This window comes from Mycobacterium sp. ACS4054, from assembly GCF_001667275.1.
Classification (GTDB): domain Bacteria; phylum Actinomycetota; class Actinomycetes; order Mycobacteriales; family Mycobacteriaceae; genus Mycobacterium.
This window is the reverse complement of the sequence record NZ_LZHV01000061.1, coordinates 305886-329380: the sequence shown is the minus strand read 5'-3', so window position 1 is coordinate 329380 and position 23495 is coordinate 305886. Positions and strand designations below refer to the sequence as shown.

The 23495-nt window shown below is 68.8% G+C and carries 21 protein-coding genes and 1 pseudogene; 8 read left to right on the top strand and 14 right to left on the bottom strand.

The window, feature by feature from the left end; all coding sequences use genetic code 11:
* From purH to A5730_RS20150, 4 genes are read right to left on the bottom strand one after another with little or no spacing between them, the layout of a single operon-like run.
* Positions 1-1584, bottom strand: coding sequence for a bifunctional phosphoribosylaminoimidazolecarboxamide formyltransferase/IMP cyclohydrolase (gene purH / locus A5730_RS20165; protein ID WP_067904269.1), 1584 nt, complete (start codon positions 1582-1584; stop codon positions 1-3).
* Positions 1581-2228, bottom strand: coding sequence for a phosphoribosylglycinamide formyltransferase (purN, locus tag A5730_RS20160; RefSeq protein ID WP_067904266.1), 648 nt, complete (start codon positions 2226-2228; stop codon positions 1581-1583). Before purN ends, purH begins: the two co-directional genes overlap by 4 nt.
* A gap of 21 nt (positions 2229-2249) precedes the next feature.
* Positions 2250-3617 (bottom strand): DUF6350 family protein, encoded by a 1368-nt coding sequence (locus A5730_RS20155; RefSeq protein ID WP_082946913.1) that lies wholly within the window; start codon positions 3615-3617, stop codon positions 2250-2252.
* A 39-nt stretch (positions 3618-3656) separates the two neighbouring features.
* The gene (locus A5730_RS20150) at positions 3657-4532 is read right to left on the bottom strand and encodes a DUF5336 domain-containing protein (RefSeq protein ID WP_067904261.1); all 876 of its coding nucleotides are present in this window, start codon (positions 4530-4532) and stop codon (positions 3657-3659) included.
* Between the two features lie 243 nt (positions 4533-4775).
* Between A5730_RS20150 and A5730_RS20145 the strand changes: the two genes are divergently transcribed.
* The gene (locus A5730_RS20145) at positions 4776-5624 is read left to right on the top strand and encodes an LLM class F420-dependent oxidoreductase (protein ID WP_067904259.1); all 849 of its coding nucleotides are present in this window, start codon (positions 4776-4778) and stop codon (positions 5622-5624) included.
* 78 nt (positions 5625-5702) lie between these two features.
* Here A5730_RS20145 and A5730_RS20140 read toward each other — a convergent pair whose 3' ends face one another.
* From A5730_RS20140 to sucC, 3 genes are all read right to left on the bottom strand, one after another.
* Complete coding sequence (locus A5730_RS20140; RefSeq protein ID WP_067904256.1) at positions 5703-7223, bottom strand: acetyl-CoA acetyltransferase; 1521 nt, start codon at positions 7221-7223, stop codon at positions 5703-5705.
* 66 nt (positions 7224-7289) lie between these two features.
* Positions 7290-8192 (bottom strand): succinate--CoA ligase subunit alpha, encoded by a 903-nt coding sequence (gene sucD, locus A5730_RS20135; protein ID WP_067904253.1) that lies wholly within the window; start codon positions 8190-8192, stop codon positions 7290-7292.
* 12 nt (positions 8193-8204) lie between these two features.
* On the bottom strand, positions 8205-9368 hold the full coding sequence (gene sucC, locus A5730_RS20130; protein WP_067904249.1) for an ADP-forming succinate--CoA ligase subunit beta: 1164 nt from the start codon (positions 9366-9368) through the stop codon (positions 8205-8207).
* Between the two features lie 323 nt (positions 9369-9691).
* Between sucC and A5730_RS20125 the strand changes: the two genes are divergently transcribed.
* The gene (locus A5730_RS20125; protein WP_156745869.1) at positions 9692-10741 is read left to right on the top strand and encodes a M23 family metallopeptidase; all 1050 of its coding nucleotides are present in this window, start codon (positions 9692-9694) and stop codon (positions 10739-10741) included.
* Between the two features lies 1 nt (position 10742).
* The gene (locus A5730_RS20120) at positions 10743-11309 is read left to right on the top strand and encodes a hypothetical protein (RefSeq protein ID WP_067904243.1); all 567 of its coding nucleotides are present in this window, start codon (positions 10743-10745) and stop codon (positions 11307-11309) included.
* 21 nt (positions 11310-11330) lie between these two features.
* On the opposite strand, the gene pcrA is transcribed toward A5730_RS20120, so the two are convergent.
* Both pcrA and A5730_RS24830 read right to left on the bottom strand, forming a co-directional pair.
* Positions 11331-13664: a DNA helicase PcrA gene (gene pcrA, locus A5730_RS20115; protein WP_067904240.1), complete on the bottom strand. Its 2334-nt coding sequence runs from the start codon at positions 13662-13664 to the stop codon at positions 11331-11333.
* Between the two features lie 151 nt (positions 13665-13815).
* Positions 13816-14145 carry a hypothetical protein gene (locus A5730_RS24830; protein WP_156745868.1) on the bottom strand — a complete coding sequence of 110 codons (330 nt, stop codon included), beginning with the start codon at positions 14143-14145 and terminating at the stop codon, positions 13816-13818.
* A 64-nt stretch (positions 14146-14209) separates the two neighbouring features.
* Here A5730_RS24830 and A5730_RS20110 point away from each other — a divergent pair, with 64 nt between their 5' ends.
* On the top strand, positions 14210-14539 hold the full coding sequence (locus A5730_RS20110) for a chorismate mutase (RefSeq protein WP_082946912.1): 330 nt from the start codon (positions 14210-14212) through the stop codon (positions 14537-14539).
* Between the two features lie 179 nt (positions 14540-14718).
* The gene (gene pgi / locus A5730_RS20105; RefSeq protein ID WP_067904233.1) at positions 14719-16383 is read left to right on the top strand and encodes a glucose-6-phosphate isomerase; all 1665 of its coding nucleotides are present in this window, start codon (positions 14719-14721) and stop codon (positions 16381-16383) included.
* Between the two features lie 6 nt (positions 16384-16389).
* Here the strand turns inward: pgi and A5730_RS20100 are convergent, their stop codons facing one another.
* The gene (locus tag A5730_RS20100; protein ID WP_067904525.1) at positions 16390-16965 is read right to left on the bottom strand and encodes a TetR/AcrR family transcriptional regulator; all 576 of its coding nucleotides are present in this window, start codon (positions 16963-16965) and stop codon (positions 16390-16392) included.
* Positions 16966-17057: 92 nt separating this feature from the next.
* On the opposite strand from A5730_RS20100, the gene A5730_RS20095 reads away from it, so the two are divergent.
* Complete coding sequence (locus A5730_RS20095; protein ID WP_067904229.1) at positions 17058-18377, top strand: oxygenase MpaB family protein; 1320 nt, start codon at positions 17058-17060, stop codon at positions 18375-18377.
* A 53-nt stretch (positions 18378-18430) separates the two neighbouring features.
* Here A5730_RS20095 and A5730_RS20090 read toward each other — a convergent pair whose 3' ends face one another.
* The 4 genes and pseudogenes from A5730_RS20090 to cobF form a co-directional block, all read right to left on the bottom strand.
* On the bottom strand, positions 18431-19180 hold the full coding sequence (locus tag A5730_RS20090; protein ID WP_067904225.1) for an SDR family oxidoreductase: 750 nt from the start codon (positions 19178-19180) through the stop codon (positions 18431-18433).
* Between the two features lie 41 nt (positions 19181-19221).
* Positions 19222-19692 carry a zinc finger domain-containing protein gene (locus A5730_RS25255; RefSeq protein WP_231994734.1) on the bottom strand — a complete coding sequence of 157 codons (471 nt, stop codon included), beginning with the start codon at positions 19690-19692 and terminating at the stop codon, positions 19222-19224.
* Between the two features lie 150 nt (positions 19693-19842).
* Positions 19843-20085 (bottom strand): annotated as a pseudogene (locus tag A5730_RS25250) (DNA-formamidopyrimidine glycosylase family protein); the annotation flags it as partial.
* Between the two features lie 5 nt (positions 20086-20090).
* Entirely contained in the window at positions 20091-20834 is a 744-nt protein-coding gene (gene cobF, locus A5730_RS20080; protein WP_067904220.1) for a precorrin-6A synthase (deacetylating), read from the bottom strand.
* 121 nt (positions 20835-20955) lie between these two features.
* On the opposite strand from cobF, the gene A5730_RS20075 reads away from it, so the two are divergent.
* Entirely contained in the window at positions 20956-21861 is a 906-nt protein-coding gene (locus A5730_RS20075; protein WP_067904218.1) for a diiron oxygenase, read from the top strand.
* A 224-nt stretch (positions 21862-22085) separates the two neighbouring features.
* A complete protein-coding gene (locus tag A5730_RS20070) occupies positions 22086-23075 on the top strand; it encodes a DUF4873 domain-containing protein (protein WP_231994733.1) in 990 nt (329 codons plus the stop codon).
* Positions 23076-23495: the final 420 nt, after the last annotated feature.

Here is a 23495-nt window from a genome sequence, read left to right as displayed (position 1 = left end):
TCAGTGAGCGAAGTGGCGGGCCCCGGTGAGATACAACGTGACGCCGGCGTTGGCTGCCGCCGCCGTCACCTCCTCGTCGCGCACCGACCCGCCCGGGTGGACGATCGCCTTCACCCCGGCCGCGGTCAGCGTCTCGAGGCCGTCGGGGAAGGGGAAGAACGCGTCCGAGGCCGCGACCGCGCCGCGCACCCGGTCGCCACCGCGTTCGACCGCCAGCCGGGCGGCGTCGACCCGGTTCACCTGACCCATGCCGACGCCGATGGTCGCGCCGCCGCCGGCGATCACGATGGCGTTCGACTTGACCGCGCGGCACGCGCGCCACGCGAAGACAAGGTCCGTCAGCGTGGCCGGATCGGCCGGTGATCCGGTCGCCAGCGTCCAGTTCGCCGGGTTGTCGCCGTGCGCGTCGAGCTCGTCACGTTGCTGGACCAGCAGCCCGCCGCTGATGGGCCGCAGCTCGGTGCCGCCGGTCAGCGGCTCGGAGGCCACCAGCACTCGGACGTTCTTCTTGCGCGTAAGGGCCTCCAGCGCCCCGGGCGCGTAGGCGGGGGCGATGATCACCTCGGTGAAAATGGTGCTCACATACTCGGCCATCTCGAGGCTGACCTCGGTGTTGGCGGCGATGACGCCGCCGAAGGCGCTCAGCGGATCGCATTCGTGCGCCTTGCGGTGCGCGTCGGCCACCGATTCCGACGAGATGGCGATCCCGCAGGGGTTGGCGTGCTTGATGATGGCGACGCAGGTCTGTTCGTGATCAAAGGCGGCCCGCCAGGCCGCGTCCGCGTCGGTGAAGTTGTTGTAGGACATCTCTTTTCCGTGCAGCTGCTCGGCCTGCGCCAGGCCCGGCCAGGCGCCGGGGTCGCTGTAGAGCGCCGCCTGCTGGTGCGGGTTCTCCCCGTAGCGCAGCATCGTGGAGCGACTCCAACTGCGCCCCAACCACTTTGGGAACGCCGTCGGCGGATGCTCGGGCGCCAGCGTCGACTCCATCCACCCCGCCACCGCGATGTCGTATTCCGCGGTGTGCTGAAACGCCAGCGCGGCCAGCTTTTTGCGCTCGGCGAGGGTGAAGCCGCCGTGGCGCACCGCCGCCAGCACGCCGTCATAGCCGCGCGGGTCGGTGATCACCGCCACGCTCGGGTGGTTCTTCGCGGCCGCGCGCACCATCGACGGGCCGCCGATGTCGATCTGCTCGACGCACTCGTCGATGCTGGCGCCCGAGTCGACGGTCTCGCTGAACGGATACAGGTTGACGACGACGAGTTCGAACGCCGCGATCCCGAGTTCCTCGAGCGCCGCGGCGTGTTCCGGTTTGCGCAGATCCGCCAGCAGGCCGGCGTGCACCCGCGGGTGCAGCGTCTTGACCCGGCCGTCGAGCACCTCGGGGAAGCCGGTCAGCTCCTCCACCCGGGTGACCGGAATCGCCTTCTCGGCAATGGTCTTCGCCGTCGACCCGGTCGAGACGATCTCCACGCCCGCGTCCGCCAGTCCCCGGGCGAGTTCGACGAGCCCGGTCTTGTCGTAGACGCTGATCAACGCGCGGCGGATCGGCCTTTTCGCCGTCTCCGGCCAGTCGTCGGTGCTCATCGATTGGTCGCCTTTCGTCCGATCGTCGCTGTTCTCCCGACCAGGGTCAGGCCGCCGGTCGCGATCTCGGCCACCACGTCCACCAGGAGCTTCCGTTCGGTGACCTTGATGCGTTCATGCAGGGTCTCCTCGCTGTCACCGTCGAGCACCGGCACGGATTGCTGCGCCAGGATCGGCCCGGTGTCGGTCCCGGCATCCACCAGGTGCACCGTAGCGCCTGTGACCTTGACGCCGTAGGCCAACGCGTCGGCCACGCCGTGTGCGCCCGGGAAGGCCGGCAACAGCGCGGGGTGGGTGTTGATGATCCGCCCGTAGAACCGGGAAAGAAATTGCGGCCCAAGTATTTTCATGAAGCCCGCCGACACCACCAGATCCGGGGAGTGCGCGGCGGTGGCTTCGGTGATGGCCGTGTCCCAGGCGCCGCGGTCGGGATGATCGCCGAGCCGGGCCGTGAAGGTGGGCAGCGCCGCCCCCGCGGCGATCTCGGTGGCCAGGCAATCGCGATCGGCGCCGACCGCGACCACGCGGGCCGGGTAGTCGCCGACGGCGGCCTCGAGTAGGGAGCTCAACAGCGAGCCGGTGCCCGACGCCAGCACCACCACCCGTGCCGGCGCACTCGGGGGCACCTGAAGCTGTTCGGCCACAGGGACAGAGCCTAGTGGGAGCTACTCGCCGGTCTCGCGGTCGGGCGCGGTCGGCTTGGCCTCGTCGGGAGGCGGCCCGTCGTCGTCACTCAGCGGGGCCTCGTCGTCGCTGAGGGGCGCGTCATGCTCGGCGGCGTCGTCCGGGTCGCGAAGATCGGTCGGCGCCTCGTCGTCCGGCCCTTCGAAGGCCTCCGCGAAGTCCGCCGGTTCCTCCGGCGGCGCGGGCTTGGGCCGCCGCGGCCGGGCCCGGATGCCCCCGCTCATCACCACCGTGATCCCGCCGACGACCGCGAACCAGAAGAACACCCCGCCCAGCAGGGTCCCCTGGTCGACGCCGACGTCGCCGAAGTTTCCCAGCCGGCCGCTGCCGCCGTAGGCGAGCAGGGACATCGCCAGCGCCCCGATCACCGACGCGACCAGAAGCTTGGCCATCGCCGGGATCAGCGGCAGCGCCCGCCGGGCGCACTGCTGCCCGACGGCCACCCCGGCGGAGGCGCCGATGATCAGCAGCGCCACCCATACCGGCCCGAGCGGCGGCCGGGGGGTCGCGGCCAGGATCGGCAGTGCCGGAATGTCACCACCGAAGACGGTGAACGAACTGAACGTCGCGAAGCCCACATGAGCGCTGGACCCGACCGCCATCGCCGCGGTGCCCACAATGACGTTGGGCGCGTACAAGATCGACAGCACCGTGAGGCTGAACTGCCCGAAGATCGAATCGGTGATGCCGTAGAGGTCTTGCATCGTTGCCCAATGCACCACCAGCGAGCCAGCGGTCACCAGGCCGGAGAGCCCGAGCAGCGCCAGCACGCCGGCCGACGCGGCGCGCAGCGCATCGCCCAGCCACAGCGGCAGCGACGCCGCCGCCAACGCCCGCCGCCCCACCCGCGACCACAGGCCGATCGCGGCGCCGAGGGCGTGCACGACGAGCACGCTGGCGAACGCGCGCAGGGCGCTGGGCGTCTGCAGCTCGGTGATCACCGACGACGCATCATGAATGACCGCCAGGGCGATGGCCGCGATCAGCAGCGGCCCGCCCAGCGCCGACGCGACGACCCAGCGGATCACCAGCCAGGAGGAATACGGGGAGGTGGCCCGGGCGGTGCTGCGCGCGGTCGCCCAGATCATCAACAGCACCGGCAGCAACGGCATGACGCCCAGCTCGCGGCCGCCGATCGAGATCGGCACCTGGTGCACGCCGAGCCACATGCTGGCGATCGCGCCCAGCGCCCCGGTCATGTCGCTGTTCGCGATCAACAGCTGCAGCAGCGTGACGGCGGCGATGATGACCAGGGCCACCACCGCCGGGCCGAACGCGACCCGGACTAGGTCACGCGCCTGGCGAGCGCCCGCCGGCCGGTTGTCCGCGCCCTCCGACACCCTCTTCACTCTTTGGCGTACGTCCCGACTAGCCGCGAGGGCGCACGGTTAGGAGGGCGCTGGACCCGACGGCGACGAGGGCGGCTGCTGCTGCTCCTGGCCGTAGGGCTGCTGGCCGCCGCCCTGTCCGGAGTAATTGGGCGCCGAACCCTCGGAACCGGCCGCGGGCGGCGGGCTGAAGCTGGGGAAGCCGGTGGGCGGCGTGTTAGGTCCTTGCTGCGCGGCCGGCTGGGGGCCCGACTGCGGCTGGGCGCCGAAGCCGCCGGTCTGCACCGCGGTCTGGGTCGGGGCCTGGCTGGGCTGGTAACCGCCGTACTGCGATCCGTAGCCCGGGTGCTGCGGTGACTGCTGCTGACCGTAGTAGGGCTGCTGGCCGTACTGGCCGTACTGCCCGTACTGGCCGTACTGGGCGTAGGGGTCGTATTTCGGCCGGGGCGCCGGCGCGGTGATGACGCCGGCCTCCAGCAGGACGGCGACGACGGCGGCGATCGCTTGCAGCACGGCGCACGCCACCAGCGGCCACATCGCCCAGCCGATCGAGACGCCCGTAGGCAGGTTGATCGTCTCGGTGATGGCCAGCAACGCACCCAAAACCGCGATGACCGCGACGATTCCGGTATAGCTCTTGGCCTTGGGCACCAGGCTCAGCCCCGCGAGCAGCGCGGCCAGGAGCGCGACGATGACCGCGGTGCCCGCGTCACCGGCGCGTCCACCGACGCCCGGGCCCAGGTCGGCGCCGATGGTGAACGTCGGCCCGAAGTTCAGCAGGTACACCGCCAGGCCCAGCACCACCACCGCGATGGTCAGGTAGAGCGGGAGCTTCGACGTGCCGTCGTCGTCCTTGGTGAACGACGGCGTGCCGCCGGTGTAGGAGCCGCCGGGCTGCGCGGGCGGGTATCCGGGGCTACCGGGCGAGTAGGTCATTGGCTCCTCCTGTTGCTGTGCCTTTGAAGTGCCGGTGCGGCCGCCGCGGTTGCATTGCGGCGCTGTGCTTGCGGGCGCGCCGTTCCGTAACCGCCGTGCCCGGCGGGTGCGTCGCGACGCGATCGATCAACCACGCTAGCGCACTTCCGAACGCCCGCGCCGTGACCACCGGCTTGGGCACCGATCCGTGCCGTCAGGGCGGCCGCTTGCTCCGCGGAGGTAGAACACGTTCTAATTCTCTGCATGGATTACGGGCTTGTGCTTTTTACCAGCGACCGTGGCATCTCCCCGGCGGCGGCCGCGAAGCTTGCCGACGAACACGGCTTCACGACCTTCTACGTGCCGGAACACACCCACATCCCGGTCAAGCGGGAGGCGGCCCATCCGACGACGGGTGACGAATCGCTGCCCGACGACCGCTACATGCGGACACTAGACCCATGGGTAAGCCTGGGCGCGGCCTGCGCCGTGACGTCGCGGGTGCGGCTGTCCACCGCGGTGGCGCTGCCCGTCGAGCATGACCCGATCACGCTGGCGAAAAGCATCGCCACGCTCGATCATTTGTCCGGCGGGCGGGTGAGCCTCGGCGTCGGATTCGGGTGGAACACCGACGAGCTCGCCGACCACGGCGTGCCGCCCGCCCGGCGCCGCACGATGTTGCGCGAATACATCGAGGCGATGCGGGAGCTGTGGACCAAGGAGGAGGCCGCCTACGACGGCGAGTTCGTGAAGTTCGGGCCGAGCTGGGCGTGGCCCAAGCCGGTGCAGCCCCACATTCCCGTGCTGGTCGGCGCGGCCGGGACGGAGAAGAACTTCAAGTGGATCGCCCGCAGCGCCGACGGCTGGATCACCACCCCGCGCGACTTCGACATCGACGAGCCGGTGAAGTTGCTGCAGGACACCTGGGCGGCGGCCGGCCGCGACGGCGCCCCGCAGATCGTGGCGCTGGACTTCAAGCCGATTCCGGAAAAGCTCGCCAAGTGGGCCGAGCTCGGGGTGACCGAGGTGCTGTTCGGCCTGCCGGACAAGTCGGAGGACGAGGTCGCCGCTTACGTCGAGCGGCTGGCCGGCAAGCTGGCCGCGCTCGTCTGACGCCGCGTCGGTTCCGCGAGACTGAAACCACGGCGGCCGGTTACGGCGTGTCGTGTGCGTGGTTTACGTGTCGCGAACTCAGGCCGGCGTGCAGCGGTTGCCGTAGTCGAAGGAGCGCACCCGCACCCGCTGGCCCAACGGGTCGCCGTCGACGAGCAGCGCGATCAATTCGTCGTCCTCGGTGGTGGACAGGAAGCGGCTGCCGTCGTCCAGGCGCCCGATGATGATCCCCGTCGGGCGGCCGTCGTCGCGGCGCACCGTATAGGTCTCGACGGTGCCGACACCGTCCGCCTGCTCGGTCACCGGCTCGGTCGCCCAGCTTGCGACCTGCTGCTGCGCCTGCGCGCTGCGGTCGGGCTTCCACTCCGACGGCCGGGTGGAGTACACGCCGACCGAGTACTTGCTCAGGATGCCGCCGTTGGCGCCGACCAGACCGAATTCGCCTGGTGCCCTTCGCATCTGCGCGACGGTCTCCGCGACGGCATGCATCGAGTAGTTGTTGCCGGCGCCGCCGAAGAAGGGCAGGCCACCGGTCAGGGTCAGGCCGCGCGGATCGTCGGGTGCGATCCCCATGCCGTCGCAGATGTTGAACACCGGCACCGGAAAGCAGCTGTACAGATCGAAGGTGGCGACCTCGTCGATGCCGATGCCGGCCATCGCCAGCGCCTCGCGCACGGCCAGCACGTGCGACGGCGCGTGCCCGAGATCGGGGCGTTCCAGCAGCGCCTGCTCCTCGAGGTCGGCGTGGCCGTGCAGGTACACCCAGTTCTCCTCGGGCACCCCGAGACGACGCGCCGCGCCGACCGACATCAGTAGCGCGGCCGCGCCCTGGTTCACCTGATCGCGGGCGACCATCAGCCGCGGGTAGGGCTCGGCGATCATCCGGTTCCGGTCGGTCACGGTGATCAGCTCGTCGACCGTGCGCTCGACCGGCGCGGCGGCGAACGGGTTGCCGGCGGCGATCTTGGTGAAGGGGGCGAACAGCTCGCCCATCCGCCGGCGGTACTCCGCCGGGCCCAGCCCGGTGCCGGCCCGCCGGGCGTTCTCCAGCAGTGCGTACTGGATCGGCGCGCTGGTCAGCCCGTGAATGACGGTGTAGCGCGAGACCAGCTTCTCGATGCCATAGCCCCGGTCCTCCAGGTCGCCGTCGACCGTCTCGGTGAAGTCCGGCTTGGCCTCCGCCTTGGCGAAGTAGCGCAGGGTCGAGGTGGCATCCGAACCGAACACCATCGCGGCCTGCGAGCGGCCCGCCGCGATTTCCGCCGCCAGCTCGCTGATCAGGTGCTGCGGCCCTTGCCCGCCAACGATTTCCAGGATCGCGCGGGACGGCGACGCACCGATGCGGTTGGCCACGGATCGTGGGTAGTTGTTGGACCGGCCCAGCGGGGCCTTGACCACACCGGAGATCTCGAACTGCCGCACACCGGCCACGGTGTCGATGGCCGCGGCCGCGTCCTCGACGCAGGAGTCGTCGATGGCGGCCCGGGCCGCCGCGGCGGCCAGTTCGACGGGCGACATCCCGCGGTAGGTCGGGTCGTCGATGCGCTCGGCGGCCTGACCAACGCCCACCACGACGGGGGTGTTCGGGTCGAGATTCATAGACCAACTATCTACCGCAGGTTGGTCTTCCCCGCCTAATCGGGGGTCAGGCGGCCGGCCCGGGGGCTACAGGCTCTGCAGGATCTCCCGGGCCAGCGCCGCGGTCTCCGACGGGGTCTTGCCGACCTTGACGCCGGCCGCCTCCAGGGCCTCCTTCTTGGCGGCCGCGGTGCCCGACGAGCCGGACACGATGGCGCCCGCGTGGCCCATCGTCTTGCCTTCCGGCGCGGTGAATCCCGCGACGTAGCCGACCACCGGCTTGGAGACATTGGCCTTGATGTAGTCGGCCGCGCGCTCCTCCGCGTCGCCGCCGATCTCACCGATCATCACGATGACCTTGGTGTCGGGGTCCTTCTCGAACGCCTCGATGGCGTCGATGTGCGTCGTCCCGATCACCGGGTCACCGCCGATGCCGATCGACGTGGTGAACCCGAAATCGCGCAGCTCGTACATCATTTGGTAGGTCAGCGTGCCCGACTTGGACACCAGGCCCACGGGTCCCGGGCCCGTGATGTTGGCCGGGGTGATACCCGCCAGCGCCTCGCCCGGCGTGATGATGCCCGGACAGTTCGGCCCGATGATGCGGGTCTTCTGCCCCTTGTCGACGTTGTAGGCCCACGCAAAAGCGGTGTCCTGCACCGGGATTCCCTCGGTGATGACGACCAGCAGCGGGATCTCGGCGTCGATCGCCTCGATGATCGCGTCCTTGGCGAATTTCGGCGGCACGAAGACCACGGAAACGTTGGCGCCGGTCTCCTTCATCGCCTCCGCGACGGTGGCGAACACCGGCAGTTCGACGTCCTTGCCCACTGGGTCGACGTGCGAGACCGTGGTGCCCGCCTTGCGGGCGTTCACGCCACCGACCACATGGGTGCCGGCCTTCAGCATCAGCGCGGTGTGCTTGGTGCCCTCGCCGCCGGTGATGCCCTGGACGATGACCTTGGAATCCTTATTCAGGAAGATCGACATGTGTTGGCTCCCTTACTTGTTCGCCAGCTCGGCGGCTTTGTCGGCTCCGGCGTCCATCGTGTCGGCCTGGATCACCAGCGGGTGGTTGGCCTGGGCCAGGATGCGCCGGCCTTCGTCGACGTTGTTGCCGTCCAGCCGCACCACGAGCGGCTTGTTGGCCTCGTCACCGAGCATGTTGAGCGCGGTCACGATGCCGTTGGCGACGGCGTCGCACGAGGTGATGCCGCCGAACACGTTCACGAAGACGCTCTTGACCTGCTTGTCGTTCAGGATGACGTCCAGCCCCGCGGCCATCACCTCGGCCGACGCGCCACCCCCGATGTCGAGGAAGTTGGCCGGCTTCACCCCGCCATGCTTCTCGCCCGCGTAGGCGACGACGTCGAGGGTCGACATGACCAGGCCCGCGCCGTTGCCGATGATGCCGACGGCGCCGTCCAGCTTCACGTAGTTGAGGTCGTGCTCCTTGGCCTTGAGCTCGAGCGGGTCGGTGGCGTCGCGGTCCTCGAACTCGGCGTGGCCGGGCTGGCGGAAGTCGGCGTTGGCGTCGAGGGTGACCTTGCCGTCCAGCGCCAGGATCCGGTCGTCGGGGGTGCGGACCAGCGGGTTGACCTCGACCAGCGTGGCGTCCTCGGCGACGAAGAGCTCCCACAGCTTGTTGATGGTCACCGCGGCCGCGTCGAGCACCTCGGCCGGCAAATGGCCCTTCTCGGCGATGGAACGCGCGGTCGCCAGGTCGACCCCCTGGACGGCGTCCACCGGGACCTTGGCCAGCCGCTCGGGCTTCGTGGCGGCGACCTCCTCGATTTCCATGCCGCCCTCGACCGAGCACATCGCGAGGTAGGTGCGGTTGGCGCGGTCGAGCAGGAAGGAGATGTAGTACTCCTCGGCGATGTCGCTGGCCTCGGCGACCAACAGCTTCTTGACGACGTGGCCCTTGATGTCGAGACCGAGGATGTTCTTGGCGTGTTCGTAGGCGTCGTCCGGGGTCGCCGCGTATTTGACGCCGCCCGCCTTGCCGCGCCCACCGACCTTGACCTGCGCCTTGACCATCACCGGAGCGCCGACCTCGGTCGCGATTTCCTTCGCGCCCTCGGCGGTGTCGGTCACCCGCCCCGGCGTGGTCGGTACGTTGTGCTTGACGAACAATTCTTTGGCTTGATACTCGAAAAGGTCCATGGGCTCTCTGTCTTCGCTCGACTCAACTGCTAGGCCTCTTGATGGGCGGTGCCGCGTTCGGCGACTCGCACGGACGAACTGTATCCACTGGCCAACCGGCTCTTACGGGCGCGTCCGGCGATGTGGCACAGCTCACGGCCTAGCGGCATACCCGGTTCGTGACTCAAATCACAATTTCCACCGGATTGCGCGACGAGGTTGCCAGGTCCGCAAGTCAGCGGATACCGTCCTAGGGTCCAGATAACGTTATGGTCACGATACGAGGACATTTCAGCTTGTCCCAGCACCGTTTGGCACCTTTTGCTGCCGAAACAGCAGACGTAGTGAGGGTTAGTCGTGCCGCCGGCGGCCGGGGTATCGAGCCCCACCGCAACGAAGTCACCGAAATCCTCCCGCTCGACGGCTTCGACTTCGACGACCTTGATTGGCGCGACGAGGCGGGCGATCTCGGCGACCTCGACTACAGCAACGACTCCACGTTCGACAACGCGGCGCAGGTGCTGCTGGCCCCCGAACTCGACGATCTGAACGACGCCGACGAACCGTCCCCCCGGTGGCTGGCCGCACCGGTGACCGAGGTGCTGCCGCGCGTGGTCATCGAACCCGCCGCCGCGCCGCGGCTCGGACGCGCGCACACCACCGATGTCGTCGGGGTGGCACGGCAGGGCGGGCAGCATCGCAAGCAACCGACCAGCGCGGCCCGGGGTCGCCTGCTGATCTCCGCGATGGCCGCGGGCGCCGCCGCCGCGGCGGCCCACACCGCCACCAGTCACGCCGACACCCCCAAGACCGAGGCCGTGCTGACCGCGAACGCGTCGGCGCTCACCGGGGGCTCCGGCAACAACACCATTCGCGGCGCCCAGGTGGTCGCCCTCGAGCCGGCCGCGACCGCCGCGCTGCACAACCAGGAGCTCGCCAAGGGCGTCGCGTTCGCCAACGATCGCGCGCAGCGCGAGGCGCGGTTGCAGCAGCCGCTCTACGTGATGCCGACCAAGGGCATCTTCACCTCCAACTTCGGGTACCGCTGGGGGGTGCTGCACGCCGGCATCGACCTCGCCAACTCCATCGGGACGCCGATCTATGCGGTGTCCGACGGCGTGGTGATCGATGCCGGTCCCGCCGCCGGCTACGGGGCGCTGGTCAAGCTGCGCCACGCCGACGGCACGGTGACCCTCTACGGCCACGTCAACACCACCCTCGTCAGCGTCGGCCAGCGCGTGATGGCCGGCGACCAGATCGCCACCATGGGCAACCGGGGCAACTCCACCGGTCCGCACCTGCATTTCGAGGTGCTCCAGGGCGGCACCGAACGCATCGATCCCGTCCCATGGTTGGCTAAGCGGGGTCTTATGGTCGGTAACTACGCTGGTTGAGGTGACCGCGCCGAACCAGCCACCTCCCGGTCCGCAACCGCCCGAGTCCACGTCGCCGTCGGATTCCAAGACGCGGATCATCCGTCGCGCACCCACCGGACCGCTCCCCATCGCGCCGGAGTCACCGACCACCCATATTCCGCCGCAACCGCCGCCCTATGCCGCTCCTGGCGCCGGGCCCCGTCCCGCGCTGGCGGGCGAGCCGGGCGGCCGGACGGCCGCCGCCGCCTGCGCCGTCAGCATCGTCAGCGGCTGGGCGACGTCGGTGGTGGCGACCGACCTGATCGCCGGCTGGTGGCGGTCCGACCGGCTGTTCTGCATCGCCGTCGCGTTTCTGGCCCTGGTGTTCGCCGCGGCCACCATTTCGGGCGTGATCATGTTGCTGCAGCGCCGGCCCTTTGGGCGCTGGCTAATCGTGGTCGGCGCGGTGGTCGCGGTGTTGACCTACATCGGGGTGTTCATCGCCGGCGCCCGGGTCGCGTGGATCGTGCACCTGCTGCCGCTACTGCCGATCGCCAGCGTGGTGCTGGTCCTGCACCCGCGAACCAAGCGCTGGCTGGAGGCCTAGCGGGCCCGGCGCCCGCGGCTCCTAGAGCTTGCTGATCGGGGCGTGGTTGTGCATCAGCTTGACCCGCCCCGCGCTGCCGAAATCGATGAGCGACATGGCCGATTCGCCCACCCCGGACACTTCCTCGACGCGGCCCAGCCCGTACTTGTCGTGCGTCACCCGGTCGCCGGGCTCGAGCACCAGCAGCGGGCGCTTGCCCGCGCCCGACCGGGTCGGCGCTGCGCGCGGCGCGCCGAATCGGCCCGCGCCGCTCACCGGCGCGGTGAACGCCGGGGCCGGCGCGGTGCGCCGCCACTCGATGAGTTCCTGCGGAACCTCGCGCAGGAAGCGCGATTCCGGGTTCAGCATCGGCTGCCCCCAAGACGACCGGACGATGGCCCTGCTGAGGTAGAGCCGCTGACGGGCGCGGGTGATGCCGACGTAGGCCAGCCGCCGCTCCTCGGACAGTTCCGTCGGATCGTCCAGCGCCCGCATGTGCGGGAACATGCCGTCCTCCCAGCCGGTGACGAACACCACCGGGAACTCCAGCCCCTTGGCGGTGTGCAACGTCATCAGGGTGACCATGCCGGCGCCGTCGTCGGGAATGTCGTCGCTGTCGGAAACCAGCGAAACCCGTTCCAGAAACTCCGCCAGCACACCGGTGTCCGGCACGTCTTCGTCCTCGGGCGCCTGCAACGACTCGTCCAACGCGGCCGCGTTGGCCCGGTCGGTGCTGAATTCGTGTGCGACGCTGACGAGTTCGTTGAGGTTGTCAAGGCGGGCCAGGTCTTGGGGATCGGTGGAGGACTCCAGCTCGCGGCGGTATCCGGTGCGTTCCAGCACCGACTCGACCAGGTCACCGAGATCCTCGTCGAGGCGGCCCCTGAGCTCGTCGAGCAGTTCGACGAAACCGGCGATCGCCTTCTCCGCGCGCGAATTCAGCATCGGCACTTTGCCTTCGGCGGCGGCCACCAGCGCGTCGGCGAAACTGGCGCCGGTGTTCTCGGCGTACACCGCGACGCAGGCCTCGGCGCGATCCCCGATGCCACGGCGCGGGGTGTTGAGGATGCGCCGCAGGCTGACCGCATCGCCGGGGTTGTCCAGCACCCGCAGATAGGCGACGATGTCGCGGATCTCCTTGCGCTCGTAAAAGCGCACGCCCCCAACGACTTTGTATGGAATGCCCGCGCGGATGAACACCTCTTCGAACGACCGCGACGAGTTGTTGGTGCGGTAGAACACCGCCACGTCGTTGTAGGTGATCTCGCCGCGGTCGGCGAGCGCGTCGATCTCCTCGGCGACGAACCTGGCCTCGTCGTGCTCGTTGTCCGCGACGTAGCCGACGATCAACTCGCCGGCGCCGGCGTCGGTCCACAGCCGCTTATCCCGGCGCCCGGAGTTGCGGGCGATCACCGAGTTGGCCGCCGAGAGGATGTTCTGCGTCGAGCGGTAATTCTGTTCCAGCAGAATGGTTGTCGCGTCCGGGTAGTCGCGCTCGAAGTCCTCGATGTTGCGGATGGTGGCGCCGCGGAAGGCATAGATCGATTGATCGGCGTCGCCGACCACGCACAACTCCGCCGGGGGCACGTCGTCGGCCGATTCCGTGACGCCGTGACCGACGAGTTCGCGCACCAGGACGTACTGCGCGTGGTTGGTGTCCTGGTATTCGTCGACGAGGACATGGCGGAACCGCCGCCGGTAGTGCTGGGCGATCTGCGGGAAGGCCCGCAGCACGGCGACGGTTTCGCCGATCAGGTCGTCGAAGTCCAACGCGTTGGCCGCGCGCAGCCGCCGCTGGTATTCGCCGTACACGGAGGCCACGGTGCGAACCAGGTCGTCGGAATCATCCGTCAGTCTGGCCACGGCGTCCGCGGGGTCGATCAGCTCGTTCTTCAGGTTGGAGATGGCGTTGGCCAGCAGCCGGGGCGAGTAGCGCTTGATGTCGAGCCCCATGTCCCGCCCGATCATCTGCAGCAGGCGGCGGGAATCGTCGGCGTCGTAGATGGAGAAGTTGGAGTTGAGGCCCTCGATCAACGACGCCTGGTTGCGCAGGATCCGTACACACGTCGAGTGGAAGGTGGACACCCACATGGCGCGGGCCCGGTTGCCCACCAGGCGCACCACCCGCTCGCGCATCTCCGCGGCGGCCTTGTTGGTGAAGGTGATGGCCAGGATCTGGCCGACCCCGACTCCGCGTGCCGCGATCAGGTAGGCGATGCGGCGGGTGAGGACCGCGGTCTTGCCCGAGCCCGCCCCGGCCACGATCAGCAGCGGCGAACCCTCGTGCACCACCGCCTGGCGCTGTTGCGGGTTGAGGCCTTCCAGCAGCTGATCTGCTTCGGAGGCCAGATTGGGATCGGTTACGTACACACTCATGTTGGTCCAAACTTACCGCCGCCCACCGACGCAACGCGCCCAGGCGTGAGACCAGGCTAGTGCCCCGGGCGGCCTTCGCCCGCCAAATCCGCCCATGGGAAATGGCGTGTTTCGCGTTGCAATGCTCGGCCGTTTCAAATTGGCGACGCAATTACACGTGAGTACAAAAAGCCGCGCTAAACGCATCGGAGTTTTTCGCCGCCGCCGACGGGGTGGAATCGAAATGGACGCGAACTTCGCTCATTGTTAAGGGAATCCACACCGGCACGCCACCGTGGCGCCCGCGGCCGGCGGCCTCGGACACCGCGCGGCGCCCGGACGTAATGGCCAGTTCATGCGCACATTTTTGCGCGTAAGCCGTTTTTAGTGGCACACTCGTTTTGTGCTCAACGCGCAGTGCCGTCGGCAGGCCTTCGCCCCGAACTGCCGCCGATTTTTCTACGGGTACCGGTTCGCGGTCCCCGTGGTCTAGCTGCTTCACCAGAGCCCCGTGGTCCGCTTCGGCGAAATCGGGGCTCGTCTCTTTTTGTGAGGCCCGAAACCGGATGAGACCACAACCCCCACATCCCGACAATGCGGAGTTAGCAGAGATGAAGGTTGACACGGTGGATACCCCACAGACCGCCGCCGAAGAGTTGAGCATCGACGACCTGCGCCACGAGATCGACCGGTTGGACGCCGAGATCCTCGCCGCGGTGAAGCGGCGCACCGAGGTGTCGCAGGCGATCGGCAAGGTACGGATGGCCTCCGGCGGCACGCGACTCGTGCACAGCCGCGAGATGAAGGTGATCGAGCGCTACAGCGAGCTGGGTCCCGACGGCAAGGACCTCGCGATCCTGCTGCTGAGGTTGGGCAGGGGCCGGCTCGGCCACTGAGGTGCCCAAAGCGCCGCGCTTGCGACCGTCACTAGCCCAATGGTGACGGCCCGCCGCGCCCAGTCCCCCGCAAGCGGGAGGTGCCCCCAGCGCTGCCCTTGCGACCGTCACTAGCCCAATGGTGACGGCCCGCCGCGCCCCGCTGCGCTGCCCTTGCGACCGTCACTAGGGTCGAAAGCATGACCTCCCTGCAAAGCCTCCCCGACATCACCGCCACCCCAGCGTGGGACGCCCTGCGCAGGCATCACGACCAAATCGGCGCGACCCATCTGCGCCAGTTGTTCGACGAGGACCCGGACCGCGGCCGCGAGCTCACCGTCTCGGTGGGCGACCTCTACATCGACTACAGCAAACACCGCATCACCCGAGAGACGCTGCGGCTACTGATCGATCTAGCACGCACGGCTAACCTCGAAGAGCGTCGCGACGAGATGTTCGCCGGCGCCCACATCAACGTCTCGGAGGACCGGGCGGTGCTACACACCGCGCTGCGCCTGCCCCGGGATGCCGAGTTGATCGTCGACGGCCACAACGTGGTCGAGGACGTGCACGAGGTACTCGACCGGATGGGCGACTTCACCGACCGGTTACGCAGCGGTGAATGGACCGGGGCGACCGGGAAAAGAATCCGCACGGTGGTCAACATCGGCATCGGCGGTTCGGATCTGGGTCCGGTGATGGTCTACCAGGCGCTGCGCCACTACGCCGACGCCGGGATTTCGGCCCGGTTCGTCTCCAACGTCGACCCGGCCGACCTGATCGCCACCCTGGCCGACTTGGACCCTGCCACAACGCTTTTCATCGTCGCATCGAAAACGTTCTCCACACTGGAAACGCTGACCAACGCGACCGCCGCGCGCCGCTGGCTCACCGACGCCCTCGGCGACGCCGCGGTGTCCAAGCACTTCGTCGCCGTCTCCACCAACAAGCGCCTGGTCGACGACTTCGGCATCAACACCGACAACATGTTCGGCTTCTGGGACTGGGTCGGCGGACGGTACTCGGTCGATTCGGCGATCGGCCTGTCGGTGATGGCGGCCATCGGCAAGGAGGCCTTCGCCGATTTCCTGTCCGGATTCCACATCGTGGACCGGCATTTCAAGACCGCCCCGCTGGAATCGAACGCGCCCGCGCTGCTGGGGCTGATCGGGCTGTGGTACTCGAACTTCATGGGCGCGCAGTCACGCGCGGTGCTGCCCTACTCCAACGACCTGGCGCGGTTCGCCGCGTATCTGCAACAGCTGACCATGGAGTCCAACGGCAAATCCACCCGTGCCGATGGCACGCCGGTCACCACCGACACCGGCGAAATCTTCTGGGGCGAGCCGGGAACCAACGGCCAGCATGCGTTCTACCAATTGCTGCACCAGGGCACCCGGTTGGTGCCGGCCGACTTCATCGGCTTCAGCCAGCCCCTCGACGACCTGCCCACCGTCGAGGGCACCGGCAGCATGCACGACCTGCTGATGAGCAACTTCTTCGCCCAGACGCAGGTGCTGGCGTTCGGCAAGACCGCCGAGGAGATCGCCGCCGAGGGCACGCCGGCCGACATCGTGCCGCACAAGGTGATGCCCGGCAACCGGCCGACGACCTCGATCCTGGCCGACCGCCTCACGCCGTCGGTGCTGGGCCAGCTGATCGCGCTCTACGAGCACCAGGTGTTCACCGAGGGCGTGGTGTGGGGCATCGATTCGTTCGATCAGTGGGGCGTCGAGCTGGGCAAGACGCAGGCCAAGGCGCTGCTGCCGGTGATCACGTCGGACGACTCGCCGGCGCCGCAGTCGGACAGCTCGACCGACGCGCTGGTCCGCCGCTACCGGACCGAACGCGGCCGCACCAGCTGACAGCCCTCAGCCGGTGCGGCTCATCATGTCGGAGCCCAATCGTCGTACGAAGGTGCGCAAACGTTCCACGGTGGCGGTCTGCGGCTCGCTCAGGTGCAGCTGCAGCAGTTCGCGTCCGGCCGCGTGCAGGATCCGCGCGGTGTATTCCGGGTCATTCACTCCGGGATTGATGCGCAGCAATTCGGTGACGAAGAACTCCAGCACGACGGCCTGCGATTGAGCCAGCCGCGCATACAACTCCGGCGGAGCGCCCTGCGGCGGGAACAGGAACAGCCGCCACGTTGCCGGATGGGCGTCGACCGCGGCGAGCACCCCGTCGAACGCGACGACGAGCGACTGGTCCCCGGCGACGGCATCAAGCCCGGAGACCGCCTCGGCGAATTGGGCGCCGGCCCGGGCCGCCTCACGGTCGATCAATGCGACGAAAAGTCCCGCCGGGTCGCCGAACAGCTGATAGATCAACGACCGATTGATGCCGGCGGACTCGGCGATGCGGTTGGGCGTGGCCGCGTGAAACCCCTCGGCGTCGACGATCGCGTGCGTGACATCGAGGATCTGCTCGCGCCGGCCCTCGGCGGTCATCCGCCGCTTCGGGCTGCCCGCACTCATGCTTGACAGCATAACTAACAACTTGTGAGTATTGCTCACGAACTGTTAGTTAATCGGAGGCAGCGATGGTCACGTACTACCCCGAGCTCGCCGAGCGCGTCCGCAGCCAGCGCGAATTGCAGCCCGACCTGTACGGAGACTTCGACTTCGACCGGCAGCCGGACCGGCTGGCCACGGAGGCGGACGTCGACTCGGCCCTGCCCGCCTGGATCGCCGACCGCGCACCGATTCTGCAGGACGACCGCGTGGTCGAGTTGATGAGCACGGCCACCCTGCTCGGCGACGTCGTCGCCGATCCCTATGCGGCACTGATGACTTCGCACAGCGTCGCCCAGCTGATCGACATGCTCAAGACGGCCTGCCGAGAGGGAATCGGGGCGGTGCCCGACGCGCCCCCCGAGCTGGTTTCGTTCATCGCCGCCATGGAGGCCACCCCGGAGTGGATCGACTTCGACCTGGTCCGGGAGGGCGCTCGCCAAGAGCGGATTCCCGCGGCGCTGCTGGCCCCCTTCATCACGCGCGGGGCCTTCATCGCGACGTTCACAAATACCTACGCCGCGCTGCCGATGGCTCTCACCGGCGCACTCTCGGGCAAGCGGGCCGCGCGCCGGGTGAACGAGACCGCCAGTTTCTTCGCCGTCACCACCCTGCCCGGTGCACTGGACCGATTCGGCCCCGGCTTCGAGGCGGCCGCCATGGTCCGGCTGATGCACTCGATGGTCCGCTACAACGCCCTGAAGAAATCCGACAAGTGGGATACCGCCATATACGGCATGCCCGTGCCGCAGGTCGACCAGATGCCGGCGGGGATGATCGGCCAGTACCTGCTGGCCCGCAAGGCGCGCCAACAGGGCCGGACGGAGTTCACCCCCGAAGAGCGTGCCGTCGTCGAATTCGCCAGGTATCGCTGCTTTCTGCTCGGACTACCGGAAGAGCTCTTGCCCGCGGAACCGGCCGACATCATCCATGTGATGCACGCGCGCTCCGCACTGCTGCGCGACGGATTCGACAGCATCTGTCAAGAACTCGTCCGCGGCACCATGTCGGCCTACTTGCGGCCCGACACCACGCTGTTCGACCGTTGCGCCGAAGCGGTCGAAAAGAGTTTCAGCAAACTCACTTTCGTTCGCACCTTCTGCAACGGGAATCGTGAGATCGCCGAGGCCATGGGTGTCTCGATGGGGCCGACGGACCTCATGCGCGTAGCCCTTACCGCGCCCTTCATCATCGGACGTTTCACGGCGGTGAGCCACGCCAGCCGCATGCCCGTGCTCAGGGACATCACCGACGCCTACGTGATCGGACTTCTCAAGCTACGGCTGGCGACGTACGGTAAGCCCGAATTCACCAGCGACGCAGACCATTACACGCCCGTTCCGCACTGATCGCTGGCATGAGCGTGCGCAGTTGTACGCGTTAGCCCCCCATAGATCAGGGGTCAGGCGAACCACTTGGTGAGCGGGGGCGGCAGCACCCGCATCACCTGCACCAGCGGGGCCCACGGCCACCATGGCACCGCCGCCCGGCCGGGCTCGCGTTCCATGGCGGCGACGAGCGCGTTGACGCCAGTCTCGTTGTCCACCATCAGCATTGTGCTGTTGGACTTGGCGGTCATCTCCGACTCGATGTAGCCGGGCTCGATGACGGAAACCTTGATGGGGCCCTTGGCGTATTCGGCGCGCAGGGATTCGCCCAGCGAGCTCAGCCCGGCCTTGCTCGCGGCGTAGGCGGCCTTGACGCCCGGCACCCCCTTGTTGCCGAGCACCGAGGAGATCAGCACCAGGTGGCCAGAGCCCGCGTCGTTGAACATTTCCAGCGCGGTCTCGATCTGCACCAGTGCGGCCACCAGATTGGTCTCGATGGTGGCCTTATTGGCCCACAGCTTGCCCGAGCCCAGCTTCGCGCCCTTGCCGATGCCGGCGTTGACGATGATCCGGTCGATCCCGCCGAGCTCGTCGCGCAGTTCGCCGAAGACCTTGGGCACCTGCTCGTGGTCGTTGACGTCCAGCGCGGCCACGGCGACCGTGATGTCCGGATACTGTTGCGACAGTTCGGCTTTCAGCTCGTCGAGCCGGTCGGTGCGCCGCGCGCACAGCGCCAGGTCGCGGCCCTTGGCGGCGAAGGCGCGAGCCATGCCGGCGCCCAGTCCGGAGCTGGCGCCCGTGATGAGGATCTTCTGACGAGTCACCCGGGCAGCATATCGACAGGTGTCAAGTCACGGCCCGCCGCCTACTTGAGCAGCCGCGACATCCGCCGGTCGGCCAGCACCTTGCCCCCGGTCTGGCAGGTGGGGCAGTACTGAAAAGACTTGTCCGCGAAGGAGACTTCGCGCACGGTGTCCCCACACACCGGGCAGGGCAGGCCGGTGCGGGCGTGCACCCGCAGGCCGGAACGCTTCTCGCCCTTGAGCGTGGCCGCCCCCTGGCCCACGGAGCGGGTCACCGCGTCGCGCAGCACCGACACCATCGCGTCGTGCAGCGTGGTGAGCTGCTCGTCGGTCAGCTTGCCCGCGGTGGCGAACGGGGAGATCTTGGCGACGTGCAGGATTTCGTCGCTGTAGGCGTTGCCGATGCCGGCGATCACCTTCTGATCCGTGATGACGGTCTTGATCCGCCCGGTGTTGCCGGCCAACAGGCCGGCGAGGTCGTCGGCGCTGAGTTCCAGCGCGTCGGGGCCGAGGGCGGCGATCCCGGGCACCAGCTGCGGATCGTCGACGAGCCAGACGGCCAGCCGCTTTTGGGTGCCGGCCTCGGTCAGGTCGAAGCCGGGCGCCTCGCCGGGCGTGCCCAGGTGCACGCGCAGCGCAATCGGGCCCTTGCCCGGCCGTAGCGGCGCGGCGGCCAGCTTTTCCGACCACCGCAACCACCCCGCCCGCGACAAGTGTGCGATCAGGTACAGCTCGCCGGCCTGCAGCCCGAGGTACTTGCCCCAGCGGTGGGCCCCCGTCACGGGCCGGCCGTGCAGGGCGCTGGGCGACGGGTCGAAGGTCTTCAGCACGGACAGCGCGCCGACGTCGACGCGTCCGATCGTCAGGCCGACGGCGTGGCGGCGCAGATGGTCGGCCAGCGCTTCGACCTCGGGCAGTTCGGGCACGCTCTTCAGTCTGCCGGTCTGAGTAAATAGGTGTCCATGATCCAGCCGTGCCGCGCCCGGGCCTGCGCCCGCAGCTCCGCGATGCGTGTCGCGACCTCGCCGACCGTTCCCGCCACCAACAGCTCGTCGTCAGTGCCTAGGTAGGCGCCCCACCAGATCCGGGTGTCGGGCGGGCACGCCTGGAAGGAGCACTCGGCGTCGAGCATGACGACCGCGGACCCGGCCAGCCCGTGGGCGCGCAGCTTTCTGCCGGTGGTGATCAGAACCGGTTCGCCGACCTCGTTGAGCGGGATGCGGTGCCGGGCGGTCAGCGCCTGCACGGCGGTAATACCGGGGATGACGTCGAAGGTGAAGTCGAGCTCCGCACCGACGGCGTCCAGGATGCGCAGCGTGCTGTCGTAGAGCGACGGATCGCCCCAGGCCAGGAAGGCGCCCACGCCGTCGGGTCCCAGCTCGGCGGCGATGGCCGCGGCCCAGACCCGCGCCCGCGCCGCGTGCCAGTCCGACACCGCCTCGCGGTAGTCGGCGTCGGCCGCCCGTTTGGGGTCGGGCAGCTCGACGAAGCAGTAGCCCGGTTCGCGGATGAATCGGGCGCAGATGGCCCGGCGCAGCGCCACCAGGTCGCTCTTGCGCTCGCCCTTGTCCATCGCGAAGAACACCTGGGTGTCGTTGAGCGCCTCGATCGCCTGGACGGTCAGGTAGTCGGGGTCGCCGGCGCCGATGCCGATGACGTGGATGTGCCGGCCCACGAAACCTCCTCCTCGCTGAGCCCAGATTGCCGAATCGATATCGAGAGGGCCTAGTCGGGACCAAAAGTACCCAGTACCATGGGTACCGTCTGCAGCACCCAATGAAGGGACGCCAGCGAGAATGACTACTGCGGTTAAACCAGATGGGCCCAGCCGGGAGGAGTTCTCGGAGCGTCTGCTGAAGGGCTCGGTCAAAAAGTCTTACGAGCCGGTCGTCGACATCGACTGGGACGCCCCGCTGGATCCCGACAAGTTCTACCTGCCGCCTCGGCTGGTGTCGCTGTATGGCACGCCGATGTGGGACGAGATGACCCGCGAACAGCAGATCGAGCTGTCGCGTCAGGAGTTGGTCAACACCCTGTCGGCCGGGATCTGGTTCGAGAACATGCTCAATCAGTCGTTGCTGCGGACGATCCTGCACGAGGACCCGACCAGCCGGTCGACGCACTACAAGCTGACCGAGCTGGGCGACGAGACCCGCCACATGGTCATGTTCGGCAAGGCCATCGAGCGCATCGGCGCAAAGCCGGTGCGCCCCGGGCGGTTTCACCGGATGATCATCAACGCGCTGCCCCTGGCCTTCCAGCGCGGCTCGATGCTGTGGGTGGCCGCGCTGATCGGTGAGGAGATCTTCGACTCGCTGCAGCGGCAGATGATGGACGACCCGGAGTTACAGCCGATCATCCAGCGGCTCATGCGAATTCACGTCACCGAGGAAGCGCGCCACATCCAGTTCGCCCGCGACGGCGCTCGCAAACGCGTCGCCGAGATGCCACGCCTCAACCGGTGGTTCATGGCCAATATCAACGGCCTGGGCGGCTACTTCTTCAATTACCTGTTCAGCAACCCGATCCCGTATGCGCGCACGGGCCTGGACCCGAAGCGGGCGCGACGGGCCGCGCGGACCAGCCCGCATCGCCGCGACATGCAGGTCGCCGGCTTCGCCCCACTGGCGGCGTTCCTGACCGAGGTGGGGCTGCTGGGTCCCATCGCACGCCGCGGCTGGAAGCGCAGCAGGTTTCTGTGACGCGGCCGCCCGCCCCCGGCGAGCCCCGCCACCCGATCGCCCTGCTCGGCGCGCCCGACGGCCCCCGCTCGGCGTTACTGGCTGCCGGCGTCACCGACTTCGTCGTCGTCCCCTCGGCGGTCCAAAGCACGTTCGACGACGCCACCGACACCTGGCTGTTGACCACGGCCGACGGGGAGGACGTGCAGGCGCGGGCCGTCGTCGCCGGCGGCCCGCCGCCGTTCGTGCCCTGGCTGCCGGACATCGCGGGCCGCGACGAGTTCGTCGGCGCGTCGTTTCACGCCGCCGCCTGGGACCCGGATTTCGATCCGTCCGGCAAGCGCATCGCCGTCGTCGGCGTCGACGCCACCGCCGGCCACCAAATCCACGGGCTGATCGAATCCGCGGCGTCGGTCACCGTCTTCGCGCACGCGCCGCGCCGCGTCGTCACCGAACTCCCGCGGTGGCCGACCCGCGCCAAACGCTGGCTGCGGCGCCGCATCCGGCCGCCGCGCGCGACGGTCAAGGTGGCCACCGCGCCGATCGAGGCGGTGACCGCGACGGGCCTGCGCACCCGCGACGGCGTCGAGCACCACCTCGACGCGGTCATCTACGGCACCGGGTTCTCGATCGCCGGCGAACTGCCCGACCGGGCCCTCGTCGGTTCCGGCGGGCTGACCATCCGGCGGGCGTGGCGCGACGGCATGGAGCCGTTCTACGGGATGGCGGTGTGCGGATTTCCCAACTACTTCTTCCTCACCGGCCCCGACACCGACGCGCAGGCCCGCTACGTCGCCGAGTGCCTGCGGCTGATGGAGCGCACGTCCAGCAGCCGCATCGAGGTGCGCGCCAGCAGCCTGCGGGTGTTCAACGACCGCGCCCAGCTGGCACCCGACCGGCCTCCCGCGGCCGCGGCCGTCTTCGACCTGTCGGCGAGCGCACCCGAGCGCGACGACACCTATGACGGGGCGGCGACGCTGGAAGTCGCCGGCGCCCGTCATCCGGTCCGGGTGCGGCTCGCCGGTCACCTCGACCCGATCGACGGCCGCTACCACTGGCAAGGAACGGTGTCCGGTTCGCCGTCGCGGCCGCTGCCCGACGATGCGCTCAAGCAAGCGCGAACCGCGACGCTGACGGTCGGCCGGCGCAGCGCCGCCGCGCGCATCGTCGAACAAACGCCGTGGGGCACGCACTCGATCGCCGGCGTGGGCGCGCCGCCGTACGCATCCCGCTGACCCCTTTTCGCCTGCTTATCGCGATATTTTCCGGGCGTTTGGGCACCCCCGCAACGGGGTAACCCCGGCGAGTGCGCGTGCTGCGCAGCGAATTCGAACGATATGTTCGGTGCGGTAGAGGCGGGGGCCTCGAACGGGTGGGGACTGGCACGCGCCTCACTCATACCGCGCCCCCTGCGTCGCGCGCTCGGCGCGCCGCCCCCGTGGGCTGCTCTTTCCGTTGGCGTCTTGGCCGCTGCACCCGAATTAGACTTTTGCCGCTGAGGGCGGATACTCAAGCAGTCGGCCCGGCAGTGATTCGAGGAGCAGCGATGGAACCCGACGGCAGGACCCAGATGGGCAGCCGCGTTGCGACGTCCCATCCGTCGTCGCCCGCCCGGGTGTTCGAGCGCCTCGACACCACCGGTCCGGCCACGGAGA